The sequence below is a fragment of the Christiangramia sp. genome (assembly GCF_029937855.1).
Taxonomy (GTDB): domain Bacteria; phylum Bacteroidota; class Bacteroidia; order Flavobacteriales; family Flavobacteriaceae; genus Christiangramia.
Genome location: NZ_JAPYPC010000008.1, coordinates 61,464 through 74,432, shown reverse-complemented (window position 1 = coordinate 74,432; position 12,969 = coordinate 61,464). Strand labels below are relative to the sequence as shown.

The window sequence follows — 12,969 nt, the reverse complement described above, 5'->3', positions numbered from 1 at the left end:
TTCTGAATATGCATTTTGAACATCCGGAATTACTCTATGCGTTGATCCTATTGATTATTCCGCTGATTGTTCATTTATTCCGACTTAGAAAATTTCAGAAAGAAGATTTCACCAATGTAAAGTTTCTGAAAAAAGTCATTCAGGAAACACGCAAAAGTTCGCAGTTAAAGAAATTCCTGATCCTTATTACCCGTCTTTTATTAATTACCTGCCTTGTCCTCGCTTTCGCGCAACCTTATATTCCTGCTAGCAATAAGGCTTTAAAGGACTCCAGTACGCTAATATACCTAGACAATTCTTTCAGCATGCAGGCTTCTGATCAAAACACCCTGCTACAAAATGCTGTAAACGGATTATTAGAGCATCTAAAACCTGAAAATAGTTACGGATTTTTCACTAATGATCAAAACTATTTTAACCTTTCTACATCAGAGCTAAAAAAGAATCTTCAGGAAATTGAATTTACAGATAAACAGCTTGATCTAAGACAGATAAATTTAAAAGCCGAGAATTATTTCAGGGATAAAAAAAATACTGAAAATGAACTGCTTATCATCTCAGACTTTCAAACCCGGCTTGGTGTAGCTTCAGAAATAAATAAAGCTGATTTTAATCATAATTTTATTCATACACAGCCTCCAACAACACCCAATGTAAATCTGGATAGTGCCTATATAGGAGATTCAAATCCTGAAAGTTTTTCTCTAAACATTCAGCTAAAATCTCACGGGACAATAAAAAATCCAGTGAGTATTTCTGTATTTAATAATGAACAATTGCTCGGTCGTAGTGCGATAGAGAATTTTAAAGACGGCATGGCAACTATTAATTTCAGACTACAAAATGAAAAAATCAGTAATGGCCGGATAGAAATTGAAGATGCAGGACTTCGTTATGACAATAAACTTTTTTTCAATATCGCTGAAAATCAGCCCATAAAAACAGTGATTATTTCAGATGATATAAATTCACAATTTCTCAAAAAGATCTATACGGAACCTGAGTTTGAAACTTCTATTTTCACTTCAGATCAAATAGATTTTAATAAATTAAATTCAGCAAACCTGATTATTTTAAATGAAATTGACCAAATTTCTCCTTCGCTTACAATTAATTTGAAAAATACCTGGGATAATGGGGCCTCCCTGATTATTATTCCGCCTGAAGAAGCCAATGATTACAACCAGATTTTAAATGAGTTTGATTTGCCCTTGTTAAGCCAAAAAATTGAAACAGAAAGATTAATTACCAACATCGTCTACGATCACCCATTATTGGAGGGCGTTTTTGAAGAAAGGACAGAGAACTTTGATTATCCCCTAGTGCTCTCGTCTTTCAACTCAGCGTCTACCAATGCTATTTTAAGATACCAGGATAACCATCCCTTTCTTATCGGCTCAAATCAGGTATATTTATTTACGGCAGCTTTGAATAATAAAAACTCCAACTTTATCAATTCGCCATTGATCGTACCGGTATTATATCAAATTGGACTCGAAGCACTGAAAAATAATCGGTTGTACTACCAAACAGACCAAAAAACCACCGTAGATATCGCTGTAGAAATTGGTAAAGATAATGTGCTACACATCACAAAGAAGGACATTGATATTATCCCGCAACAACAAAACTTTAGCAACAGGGTAGAGATCAAGCTTAATAGTATATCCCTGGAGGCGGGAAATTATGCGGTAACCAATAGCTCCTCTCCTATTGCAAATATTAGTTTGAACTATGACAGAAGTGAAAGCAACCTCACTTATACCGAAATATCTGAAGAGAATAATCTGAAAATCTATAATTCTGTTGCAGAGTATTTTTCTGAAATAAATGCAGCAGTACAAATTACGGCACTTTGGAAATGGTTTGTTATTTTTGCCCTGATTTTTATAGCAATTGAAATGCTACTTATAAAATTCTTCAAATGAAGCTACTCTTAAAATCGGTTACGATCCTTGATAAAACATCAGGTTTCCACAAGAAGAAACTGGATATTTTTATAGATAAAGGAATTATTAAAAAAATAGGAAAAAACCTGAATGAGGATGCAGATAAGGAAATTAATATTAAAAATCTTCATGTTTCCCGGGGCTGGTTTGATAGTAGTGTAAGTTTTGGAGAACCTGGTTATGAGGATAGGGAAACCATAGCAAACGGATTGGAAACAGCCGGTAAATCTGGTTTTTCGGGTGTTGCCTTAAATCCTTATACCTATCCTGTTTTAGACCATAGCGGCAGTATTTCAGCAGTAAAAGCAAAAGCTGCCAATCATCCTGTACAACTTTATCCTGTAGGTGCCTTAAGTGTTAAAAGTGAAGGAATAGACCTGGCAGAATTGCTGGATATGAAAGAGGCTGGAGCTATAAGCTTTGGTGATTATAAACTGCCTCTGCGCAACCCAAATCTACTGAAAATTGCCTTGCAATATGCCCAGAATTTTGATGCGCTTATACAAAGCTTTCCTCAGGAAAACAGAATTGCCGGCAACGGGATGGTGAATGAACAGGAAAATAGTACTTCTCTTGGATTAAAAGGTATTCCAAATCTTGCGGAAGAACTTCAAATCACCCGGGATCTGTATTTATTGGAGTATACCGGCGGGAAACTTCATATTCCTACCATTTCTACCGAAAAATCAGTAAAGCTGATCAAAGAAGCAAAGAAAAAGGGTCTGGATGTAAGTTGTAGCGTAGCTATCCATAACCTGGTATTGACAGATGACGAACTAAAAGACTTTGACGCAAACTCAAAAGTGTTACCGCCACTAAGAATTAAAAAAGATGTAAAAGCGCTTATAAAAGGACTTAAGGATGGAACTATAGATATGGTAACCACAGATCACAACCCAATAGACGTGGAGCATAAAAAAGTAGAATTCGATAATGCCCTCTACGGAAGCATTGGCCTGGAATCGGCATTTGGTGCCCTTTGCAAAATATTTGATACTGAAGATGCCGTAAGTTTTTTAGCCAAGGGTAAAAAAAGGTTCAATATCAAAGAATACGAAATTAAGGAAGGTGAACCGGTGGATCTCAGCTTATTTGTTCCAGGTGAAACCTATACTTTCACCCAAAAAGATATCATTTCATCTTCTAAGAATAGTATATTTTTAAACAAGGAATTAAAAGGAAGGTCTATTGGAGTGATCACGCAACAAGGGACCGTGCTTAAATAAATAGTATACAATGAAAGTAAGCTCACAGGGAAAAACTACTGCTATTGTCGCCTATATCACCATTATAGGAACTATCATCGCTTATTTTATGAACCTGGATACGAAAGAAAGATTTGCCAGTTTTCATATAAGGCAGGCTTTTGGTATCAATATTACTTTTTATCTCATTGGAGCCCTGATGGGCTTATTTGATCAGGCATTTATTATTGGTGCTTTTTATCTCTGTTTTATTGTTTTATGGGGTTATGGTCTTATAACTGCAATTAAAGGAGAAACACGGGAGGTACCTTTTCTGGGCCCTCTATTTCAAAAATGGTTTAGTACAATTTCATAATGACTACAGAATTTTCCCTTCAACACATAATAAGAAAACCAAAAATAGAAATCACCAAAGCACCGGTTTTAATACTGCTTCACGGCTATGGTAGTGATGAAAATGATCTTTTTTCATTTGCTGAAGAACTACCGGAGGAACTTTTTGTTATTTCCGCTAAGGCCCCTTATACAATGCAGCCCTACGGTAATGCCTGGTATGCGATACATTGGGACAATAATGATGGTAAATTCAGTGATGATGTGCAGGCAATTGCTTCCAGAGAAACTATACGGGATTTTATAGATGAAATTATTGAAAAATATCCGGTAGATAGCAAAAATATCAATCTTCTTGGATTTAGCCAGGGAAGTATTCTCAGTTATGCCGTAGCGCTTTCCTATCCTGAAAAGATCAAAAATGTGATCGCTTTAAGCGGGTATGTAAATCAGGGAATTATCAAAAAAGGATTCGAAAATAATGATTTTTCAAATTTGAAATTTTATTGCTCCCACGGCTCAGCAGATCAGGTGATCCCGGTAGATTGGGCAAGGAAGACCAAACCTTTTCTAGATCAATTGGGAATTCAAAACTCTTATTCAGAATTTCCTGTAGGCCATGGTGTTGCCCCACAAAACTTTTTTGAGTTAAGGCAATGGCTTATGAAACGACTTTAGAACTGCGGATACAAGAACGACTTTTCAGGAAAAAATTGGATTTCCCCCTCATCTGAAATCTCATAACTTAAAAAAACTTCTCCCCAAAAGCTGCCGTCGGTGAAATCAGCAATTATCCATTTATGGTTTAATACTTTTATTTTATTAATGCGCATATCCCCTTCCATTCCGTCCATCGGCACCAGAGGATTATCTTCTCCTACTTTATTCTTACTAATAATGGCATCTTCAATATTAAGAATGAGATCTTCTGTGTAAATTTCTTTATTCTCAAAATAGCTTATGGCATCTTCGTTATTCTCAAGACTGAAATAATCCTCATTCTCTGAGTTAATCCCGGAACTTTCAGCATTAGCTTCTGCTTCTGCTAATTTTGTCTGAAGATATTCTATCTTTTCCTGTTTCGAATCAAGTATCCTTTTATCGTTCACATAAATGAAAATGCAAAACAAAAGAGTAAAAATAAACAGATACATCAATATCTTATTACGCATTCTAAACCGTTATTTTTAAATTATCGTAAGCGAGATGCACATTTGTGGGAAGCTTTTTCTCCACTTCTTCATGAAACCCAAGCATATGGCTTATATGTGTGAGATAAGCCTTCTCCGGCTGCACCTCTTTTATAAATTCCAAAGCTTCTTTTAAATTGAAATGAGAATGGTGTGGTTCGATTCTAAGGGCGCTTATCACAAGTACCTTTAAATCCTTTAACTTCTCCACTTCCTGTTGTTCAATGGTCTTCAAATCAGTTAAATAGGCAAAATCCTCCATTCTAAATCCAAACACCTGAAGCCTATTATGCATGAACTCGATCGGCGTGACCGTTAAGCCATGAAAATTAAATGGCTTATTTTCTATTATATTTTCAGTGACACCGGGAGCGCCGGGATACTTATTCTCTGTGGTAAAAATATAATCGAACCTTTTTCTCAAAGCATTCAAAACTCTTGCATGGGCAAATACCGGGATATCCCCCTGTCTAAAAAAGAAAGGCCGTATATCGTCAAGTCCTGCGGTATGATCGTTATGCTCGTGGGTGTAAAAAATAGCATCCAGTTTTTTTACTTTATTTGCCAGCATTTGCTGCCTGAAGTCGGGCCCACAATCTATAAGAATATTTAAATCTTTCCAGCTTATAAGCACAGATACACGAAGCCTTTTGTCTTTTGGGTCTTCACTAAGACATACCGGATGTTCACTTCCAATGATTGGAATGCCCTGAGATGTTCCTGTTCCTAAAAATGTTACGTCCAAGCCGTGTTATTTTTAGCACAAAAGTAAATATATTTTTTTGTATGCCTACCGCTTTTAGTACTTTTGAAGGACACAAACTAAATTGTTGATTTAAAAGGAAAAATATGCCAATTACTATAATGGGCGATAAGGAATTTGAAAATGTTCCTTCAATTAATAGCAAAGCGCTTCGCATCAATTTAAATGAAAATATCTACGGAACATTTTCAGAAATTGGGGCAGGCCAGGAAACGGTCCGTAACTTTTTCCGTGCTGGAGGTGCTTCTGGCACTATTGCCAAGGCTATGAGCGCTTATGACAAAGATTTTAGTGACGCGATTTATGGAGTTGAGAATGACCGTCGCTACGTTACTGAAGCAAGACTCAAGAAAATGCTGTCTCATGAGACAGGACTTATAGAAGAAAGGATTTCCCGTGAAAAACATCCTAATAAATTATTTTTCACCTATGCCAATACTGTGGCAACCATAGATTTTGCTAAAAAATATAAGGGCCACGGTTGGGTAGGAATTCGATATCAGGTGGAACCGGGAGAAGATTATAATGAAATATTACTCCATATTAGGTTTCACGAGAACGATGCAAGGCACCAGCAAAATACCCTGGGAATTCTTGGTGTTAATCTAATTTATGGTGCTTATTACAAATACGATAATCCAAAAAAACTACTTAGATATCTATACGATCATATAGATAAAGACCAAATTGAAATTGATACTATCAACTTTTCAGGTCCAAGATTTGAAAATGTTGATAACAGGCTTATGAGCCTTCAGTTGGTTAAAAACGGAATGACCGAAGCGGTGATGTTTGGTCCTGATGGTAACAATGTGCTTCCTGCAAAGATCCTATATAAAAAGAATATTCTTGCTTTGAGAGGTAGCTTTAGACCCGTTACCAAGGTGAATATGGATATGTACCAGCGCTCCAAGGAATTATTTTTAAATGAAAGCAAGGTTTCTGAAGAGAATACTGAAATCATTTTTGAAATCACTTTATCAAATTTAAGAGCCGAAGGAGAAATTGATGAAAGGGATTTCATGGATCGTGCTGAATTGCTTTGCTCACTGGGACAGACGGTTATGATATCCAACTTCCAGGAATACTTTAAAGTGGTAGAATATTTTTCAAGATATTCCAAGCAGAGAATGGGTCTTACCATGGGGGTTCAAAATTTGATAGATGTATTTGACGAAAAGTATTATCGACACTTAAGTGGAGGCATTCTTGAAGCTTTTGGAAAACTATTCTTTAAAGATCTGAAAGTTTACCTTTATCCTCTTAAAGATCCTGAAACGGGAGAAATTACCACAAGCGATAGCTTAAAAGTACATCCTAGAATGAAGGAACTTTATAAATTCTTCAAATACAACGGACGTGTAGAGGATATTGAAGATTATAATCCTGACACCCTGAATGTATACTCCAGAGAGGTTTTAAAAATGATTTCTGAGGGAGAAGAAGGCTGGGAAGAAATGCTGCCTGAAAAAACAGCCGCAATGATCAAGGATAAAAATCTCTTTCATTATAAAGAAAATAAAGCGAAAGCAAAGACTGAAGAAGTGTAGCTTAGAGTTATATGAATATTAAAAAAGCTGCTTTAAATAGCAGCTTTTTTTATTTATTGAAGTATAGAAATTAATCCAATCTTGTAATTTTCGCTCCAATTCCTTTCAAGCGCTCTACGATATGCTCGTATCCTCTATCTATTTGTTCAATATTATGAATAGTAGAAGTTCCTTTAGCTGAGAGTGCTGCTATCAATAAGGAAATACCCGCCCTAATATCTGGTGAAGTCATAGTAGTAGCCTTTAATTGCGACTTAAAATCGTGACCAATAACAGTAGCTCTATGCGGATCACAAAGTATGATCTTTGCACCCATATCAATCAATTTATCCACGAAAAATAATCGGCTTTCAAACATCTTTTGATGTATTAGAACGCTACCTCTGGCCTGCGTGGCCACTACCAGCATAATGCTCAAAAGATCCGGGGTAAACCCAGGCCATGGAGCATCACTAATATTCATAATAGAACCATCAATAAAATTTTGTACTTCATAACCATTTTCATGAGCAGGAATATGAATATCATCCCCTTTCTTTTCTACTGTAATTCCTAGCTTTCTAAAAGTTGTTGGAATAATACCCAACATTTGCCAATTGACGTTCTTTATCGTGATATCACTTTTGGTCATTGCAGCCAGCCCTATCCATGAGCCAATTTCGATCATATCGGGTAAGATCGTATGTTCGCAGCCACCTAGTTTTTCTACTCCTTCAATCGTGAGTAAATTAGAGCCTACTCCACTGATATTAGCCCCCATAGAATTCAGCATACCACATAATTGCTGTAAATAAGGTTCACAGGCAGCGTTATAAATGGTAGTAGTTCCTTTCGCCAGGACAGCAGCCATGACAATATTCGCTGTTCCGGTAACCGAAGCTTCTTCCAACAGCATATAATCACCTTTTAACCCGTTTGGCGCCTCTACCCCATAAAACCTTTCCTCTTTATTATACCTAAAATCGGCACCGAGTTTCATAAAACCCTCGAAGTGTGTATCCAGCCTTCTTCTACCAATCTTATCGCCCCCGGGCTTAGGAATAAAACCTTTTCCGAATCTTCCCAACATGGGGCCCACAATCATTATAGAACCTCTAAGACCTCCGCCATCTACTTTGAACTGCTCACTATTGAGGTAGTCCATATCAAGTGTATCACTTTTAAAGGTATAGCTGCCTTTTCCTGTATTTTCAACCTTTACCCCAAGATTTTTGAGAAGGTTGATCAACTTATTTACATCAAGTATATTCGGAATGTTGTGGATCGTCACCGTCTCTTCTGTTAACAAAACGGCACATAAAATTTGCAGTGCTTCGTTTTTTGCTCCCTGGGGCTGAATCTCCCCGCTCAAACGATGACCGCCTTCAATTTGAAAAGTTCCCATTAAAATTTCTTGAGTTTAGTGGCGTTTGCGACCTCCTTTACGGCCAGTATTCTTTTTGCTTTTGGAGTATTTTTTCTTTCCTCCTCCTCGAATTAGATCTGAAGCCTGACTTAGATCTTCATCTATATTCTTAACGGTAATCTTACCATTGCTAAGCTCTTTAAGATGATTAAAGATCACTTCGTCATCTACAGAATCCCTGTTCCAGTTAAGATAAGACTTCTTCATGTGATTTGCTATAGTGAGCACAAGCGCCTCTTTAAAATCGCCTTCTTCATAATCTTTAGCAGCATCAATCATGCGCTTGATATTGTTTCCGTAAAACCTGTATTTAGGATTGTTTTCCGGATATTCAAGCATTTCTGGTCTTTCTGCCAACATCTCTTTAGTTGGTTTTGGAAAGGGTGATTCTACATCGAGTTTAAAATCACTAATAATAAATAACTGGTCCCAAAGTTTATGCTGAAAATCGGGCACATCTCGCAAATGCGGATTCATATTTCCCATGACCGCAATGATGGAATTTGCCACCTTATTTCTTTCTTTATCATCCTCAATACTCACAGTGTGTTCCACCATTTTCTGAAGATGTCTTCCATACTCGGGAATTATCAGTTTACTCCTTTCAGAGTTATATTCTAATGCGTTTGTCAAAATTGAAGTTTAATTAGGTAATTTATTGAAGTTTACTCCTGCCTGCAAAATACTAAATATTACGAAAGATGCACAACAAAAAGGTTCTTTTATACACAAGTTAAAGAGAGATGACGCCCTCAACTTTTTCTGCTACTTCTTTATACTTTTCAATAACAGCATCAGGATTTTTCATCCTAACATTAATGGAAACACTGGTATAAGTACCTTTCTTGGATTGTTTGTTTTCTATTACCGCTCCCATATCATTAAAAATAGCCTGTACTTCATCTACCTTATCTCCTTTGGTAGGAACAATGAATTTGTATAAATATTCTGAGGGCCACAGGGCCGTATCCTGAAGTTGCTTTTTAAGGTTTGCGTAAAATTCTTCCGGGTTCTTTGATTCACTCATAATTTTTCTCCTTCTTTTCCTGGCAAAGATACAAGGAATGATCCCATTTTTATAATCAAATTCAATTGTCGAAATTTGTTGCGTGAAAAACAGAAAGATTGTCATTACCGGAGGACCGGGAACAGGAAAATCATCCATTATCCATAAGTTGGAAGAAAAGGGTGAAAAATGTCTTCATGAAATCTCCAGGCAGGTTACACTGGAAGCGCAAAAAGAAGGAATTGCCCAGTTGTTTCTAGAAAAACCCTTACTGTTCAGTGAAAAACTGTTAGAAGGCCGGCTGAAACAATACACGGAGGCATCAGAATTTGGATCAGACCATATATTTTTAGATCGTGGCTTACCAGATGTCGTCGCTTATATGGATTATTTTAATACAGAGTATCCTCAAGTTTTTGAGAAAACCTGTCAAAACAATCGCTATGATAAGGTCTTTATACTTCCACCCTGGAAGGAAATTTATATTAGCGACAATGAGCGCTATGAAAGTTTCGAAGAAGCCTTAAAAATTTCGTCTTATCTTTATTCTACCTATAAGAGGTACGGTTATGAGCCGATTGAAGTTCCAAAGTTAAAGGTGGAAGATCGTACTAATTTTATTTTAGATAAGATAGAATAAATTTGCAGGAAGAGGCTTTAAAGATATTAGAAAAACATTGGGGTTTCCATGAGTTTAGAACTCAACAAATGGAAGTAATCTCTTCTATTCTGGAAGGGAAAGACACACTAACTCTTTTTCCTACCGGCGGGGGAAAATCTATTTGTTTTCAGGTGCCTACAATGATGCGGGAAGGTATTTGCATCGTGGTTTCTCCCTTAATCTCTTTAATGGAAGATCAGGTGAATGCCTTACAGCAAAGAAATATCAAAGCAATGGCTATTACGGGCGGCATCTCTTATGCCGATCTTGACAGGAACCTGGACAACTGTATCTTCGGAAATTATAAATTCCTTTATCTCTCACCGGAAAGGCTTCAGCAGGAATTAGTCCGTGAGCGTTTAAAACAAATGAACATCAATCTTATTGCCGTAGACGAGGCTCATTGTATTTCACAGTGGGGACATGATTTTAGACCTGCCTATAGAAATATTGCTGAAATAAGAGAATTTTTACCCGAAATACCTATCGCAGCTTTCACAGCTACCGCAACCAAAGAAGTTGTAAAAGATATAGGTGCCCAACTCCATTTTGAGAAACCTGTAATTCATCAAAAATCTTTTGAAAGAACCAATCTTCAGTACGACGTTATAAAAACGGAAGACAAATATTTTAGGCTCACTCAAATTCTAAAAAAGGAGTCGGCTATTATCTATGTTCGAAGCAGAAATGCTACCCAGGAAATCAGTAGGTTTTTGAATAAAAATGGAATCACTGCTGCTGCCTATCATGGTGGAATGAAAAAGGAAGATAAATCGGCCAAATTTCAGCAATGGATTCAGAATAATGTTAGCGTCATGGTAGCAACCACCGCATTTGGGATGGGAATAGATAAACCAGATGTACGAACTGTAATCCATATAGATCTCCCTGAAAGTATGGAAAGTTATTTTCAGGAGGCAGGAAGAGCTGGAAGAGATTCTAAACCAGCACGGGCGATTATTTTAACAAATGCCGGGGATATTCCTGTTCTAAAAAATCAGTTTTTAAATAATCTGGCTTCTGTGGAAGATGTAAAACTGGTATATCGCAAATTGAACGCCTATTTCAGAATTGCCTTTGGAGAAGGGGAAAACAACGAATATGATTTTAATTTCGCCGATTTTTGTAATCAATATAAATTCAATTCACATAAAGCATTTAACGCGTTGCAATTGCTGGATAGATGCAGTATTTTAAGGCTATCGCAAAATTACCAGAAGAAAACCGAAATAAAGATAGTGCTTTCGGGTAATTATCTGGATAATTATCTTGACGAGAATCCAAGATACGCCACTCTAATGAGAACTATATTGCGAAATTATGGTGGTGTTTTTGAAAATTTGGTTTCCTTTAATTTATCCTCGGTAAGTGAAAAAGCAAATCTTTCAGAAAAAGAATGTGTAAAGATCTTTGAAGAATTGGATGAAAAAGAAATTATAGAGTTTAATTTATCCAAACATGACGCAAGCATCATCTATTTGCTTCCGAGGGAAGATGAGTCTACCATAAATCCTGTTTCAGCATTTATAAAAGAATACAACAATACTAAAAAAGCTAAAATTGAAGCTGTTCTTGAGTTTGTAGAAAACGAAGAAATTTGCAAACAGGTTCAGCTATTAACATATTTTGGGGAAATAGCTCCTAAACCTTGTGGTAAATGCTCTGTATGTAATAAAAAAGCTGAAAAATTATCCAGGGATGATATGAATGAAATCTATTTGGGTATTTTGCGATTTCTGAAATATACTCCTCAGAATTCAAGGAAAATCGTTGCGAAATTAAATTATCCAGAAGATTCTGTATTAAAAGTACTAGGTCTTCTTTGTGAAAAAGAAGTACTTATTCGTACAGAAAATAATAAGTATAAAATCTTAAAGAAATGAGAGACCTTAGAATAGTCTTTATGGGAACTCCGGAATTTGCTGTAAAAAGCCTGGAAGCTATCTTAGAAGCCAGGTATAATGTAGTGGGCGTGATAACTGCTCCAGATAAACCAGCAGGCCGCGGGAGAAAACTTAAAGGAAGTGCGGTAAAAGAGTATGCCCAGTCTAAAAATCTGAAAATACTTCAACCAACCAACCTAAAATCTGAAGAATTTCAGGAAGAACTGAAAGATTTAAAGCCAAATGTGCAGGTTGTGGTAGCATTTAGAATGCTTCCAAAATCTGTCTGGGATCTTCCCGAATACGGGACATTTAACTTACATGCCTCCCTGTTACCCCAATACAGGGGCGCTGCTCCAATAAACTGGGCTATTATTAATGGAGAACACAAAACAGGTGTTTCTACTTTCTTTCTGGACGAAAAGATAGATACCGGCGCAATGATACTTCAGAAAGATATTAATATTAATAAGGCCGAAAATGTAGCCTCTTTACATGATCGTCTCATGAAAATTGGTGCTGAACTGGTAGTTAAAACGCTTCAAATAATTGCGGCAGATAAGGTGAAAACAACACCCCAGCAGGAATCTAATTCTTTAAAAGAAGCTCCAAAACTTTCCAAAGAGAATACGAAAATAGACTGGAACGCTTCAGTAGAACAGATATACAACCACATTAGGGGCTTAAACCCCTATCCGGCGGCATGGTGCTATTTAGAGAACAGTTCAGAAGAATTAAAGGTCAAAATTTATGATATTGAAAAAATTACTCAGGAACATCACCTGCCAAATGGCACAGTGACTATTACAGATAATAAAATTAAGATCGCTGCAAAAGATGGATATATCCTGGTAAATGAAATTCAGCTTCCCGGGAAAAGAAAAATGCCATCCAAAGCACTTTTAAATGGTTTTAATTTTGCTCCAGATGCTAAAATGCGCTAAAGCCTGATTAACACTGATTTTGTTGCATTTTAATAAAAAACAATTATCTTTATTAACAATACTGTCAAGTTATTAACAAA

At 36.5% G+C, this 12,969-nt stretch carries 13 protein-coding genes; 8 read left to right on the top strand and 5 right to left on the bottom strand.

Translation table 11 applies throughout. The features are described 5' to 3' along the window. Nucleotides 1-8 precede the first annotated feature (8 nt). Genes Q1K34_RS06450 through Q1K34_RS06435 form a run of 4 tightly spaced genes read left to right on the top strand, consistent with a single transcriptional unit; the run spans nt 9 to nt 4,165 of the window. Nucleotides 9-1,928: a BatA domain-containing protein gene (locus tag Q1K34_RS06450; RefSeq protein ID WP_300436071.1), complete on the top strand. Its 1,920-nt coding sequence runs from the start codon at nt 9-11 to the stop codon at nt 1,926-1,928. After that, complete coding sequence (locus Q1K34_RS06445; RefSeq protein ID WP_300436070.1) at nt 1,925-3,175, top strand: dihydroorotase; 1,251 nt, start codon at nt 1,925-1,927, stop codon at nt 3,173-3,175. Before Q1K34_RS06450 ends, Q1K34_RS06445 begins: the two co-directional genes overlap by 4 nt. A 10-nt stretch (nt 3,176-3,185) precedes the next feature. Further along, a complete protein-coding gene (locus tag Q1K34_RS06440) occupies nt 3,186-3,509 on the top strand; it encodes a hypothetical protein (RefSeq protein WP_300436067.1) in 324 nt (107 codons plus the stop codon). Next, nucleotides 3,509-4,165: an alpha/beta fold hydrolase gene (locus Q1K34_RS06435; RefSeq protein WP_300436064.1), complete on the top strand. Its 657-nt coding sequence runs from the start codon at nt 3,509-3,511 to the stop codon at nt 4,163-4,165. Before Q1K34_RS06440 ends, Q1K34_RS06435 begins: the two co-directional genes overlap by 1 nt. Here the strand turns inward: Q1K34_RS06435 and Q1K34_RS06430 are convergent. Further along, complete coding sequence (locus Q1K34_RS06430) at nt 4,162-4,659, bottom strand: hypothetical protein (RefSeq protein WP_300436062.1); 498 nt, start codon at nt 4,657-4,659, stop codon at nt 4,162-4,164. The two genes, Q1K34_RS06435 and Q1K34_RS06430, sit on opposite strands and share 4 nt — an antisense overlap. Before the next feature lies 1 nt (nt 4,660). Further along, nucleotides 4,661-5,422, bottom strand: coding sequence for an MBL fold metallo-hydrolase (locus Q1K34_RS06425; protein ID WP_300436061.1), 762 nt, complete (start codon nt 5,420-5,422; stop codon nt 4,661-4,663). 104 nt (nt 5,423-5,526) lie between these two features. Between Q1K34_RS06425 and Q1K34_RS06420 the strand changes: the two genes are divergently transcribed. Beyond that, nucleotides 5,527-6,990, top strand: a complete 1,464-nt coding sequence (locus Q1K34_RS06420; RefSeq protein ID WP_300436059.1) for a TonB-dependent receptor — start codon at nt 5,527-5,529, stop codon at nt 6,988-6,990. Nucleotides 6,991-7,060: 70 nt separating this feature from the next. Here the strand turns inward: Q1K34_RS06420 and murA are convergent, their stop codons facing one another. From murA to Q1K34_RS06405, 3 genes are all read right to left on the bottom strand, one after another. Further along, nucleotides 7,061-8,374, bottom strand: a complete 1,314-nt coding sequence (gene murA / locus Q1K34_RS06415; RefSeq protein WP_300436056.1) for a UDP-N-acetylglucosamine 1-carboxyvinyltransferase — start codon at nt 8,372-8,374, stop codon at nt 7,061-7,063. A 15-nt stretch (nt 8,375-8,389) separates the two neighbouring features. Continuing rightward, nucleotides 8,390-9,028 (bottom strand): DUF4290 domain-containing protein, encoded by a 639-nt coding sequence (locus Q1K34_RS06410; RefSeq protein WP_300436054.1) that lies wholly within the window; start codon nt 9,026-9,028, stop codon nt 8,390-8,392. 100 nt (nt 9,029-9,128) lie between these two features. Then, the gene (locus Q1K34_RS06405; RefSeq protein WP_300436052.1) at nt 9,129-9,422 is read right to left on the bottom strand and encodes a DUF493 family protein; all 294 of its coding nucleotides are present in this window, start codon (nt 9,420-9,422) and stop codon (nt 9,129-9,131) included. Between the two features lie 82 nt (nt 9,423-9,504). Between Q1K34_RS06405 and Q1K34_RS06400 the strand changes: the two genes are divergently transcribed. Genes Q1K34_RS06400 through fmt form a run of 3 tightly spaced genes read left to right on the top strand, consistent with a single transcriptional unit; the run spans nt 9,505 to nt 12,889 of the window. Continuing rightward, complete coding sequence (locus Q1K34_RS06400; RefSeq protein WP_300436049.1) at nt 9,505-10,041, top strand: ATP-binding protein; 537 nt, start codon at nt 9,505-9,507, stop codon at nt 10,039-10,041. Nucleotides 10,042-10,043: 2 nt separating this feature from the next. Then, nucleotides 10,044-11,945 (top strand): ATP-dependent DNA helicase RecQ, encoded by a 1,902-nt coding sequence (locus tag Q1K34_RS06395; protein WP_300436047.1) that lies wholly within the window; start codon nt 10,044-10,046, stop codon nt 11,943-11,945. Next, on the top strand, nt 11,942-12,889 hold the full coding sequence (gene fmt, locus Q1K34_RS06390; RefSeq protein WP_300436044.1) for a methionyl-tRNA formyltransferase: 948 nt from the start codon (nt 11,942-11,944) through the stop codon (nt 12,887-12,889). Before Q1K34_RS06395 ends, fmt begins: the two co-directional genes overlap by 4 nt. Nucleotides 12,890-12,969: the final 80 nt, after the last annotated feature.

Coding starts and splice junctions, on each gene's coding strand:
- Q1K34_RS06450 (WP_300436071.1), top strand. CDS start 9: ATGCATTTTGAACATCCGGAATTACTCTATGCGTTGATCCTATTGATT.
- Q1K34_RS06445 (WP_300436070.1), top strand. CDS start 1,925: ATGAAGCTACTCTTAAAATCGGTTACGATCCTTGATAAAACATCAGGT.
- Q1K34_RS06440 (WP_300436067.1), top strand. CDS start 3,186: ATGAAAGTAAGCTCACAGGGAAAAACTACTGCTATTGTCGCCTATATC.
- Q1K34_RS06435 (WP_300436064.1), top strand. CDS start 3,509: ATGACTACAGAATTTTCCCTTCAACACATAATAAGAAAACCAAAAATA.
- Q1K34_RS06430 (WP_300436062.1), bottom strand. CDS start 4,659: ATGCGTAATAAGATATTGATGTATCTGTTTATTTTTACTCTTTTGTTT.
- Q1K34_RS06420 (WP_300436059.1), top strand. CDS start 5,527: ATGCCAATTACTATAATGGGCGATAAGGAATTTGAAAATGTTCCTTCA.
- murA (WP_300436056.1), bottom strand. CDS start 8,374: ATGGGAACTTTTCAAATTGAAGGCGGTCATCGTTTGAGCGGGGAGATT.
- Q1K34_RS06405 (WP_300436052.1), bottom strand. CDS start 9,422: ATGAGTGAATCAAAGAACCCGGAAGAATTTTACGCAAACCTTAAAAAG.
- fmt (WP_300436044.1), top strand. CDS start 11,942: ATGAGAGACCTTAGAATAGTCTTTATGGGAACTCCGGAATTTGCTGTA.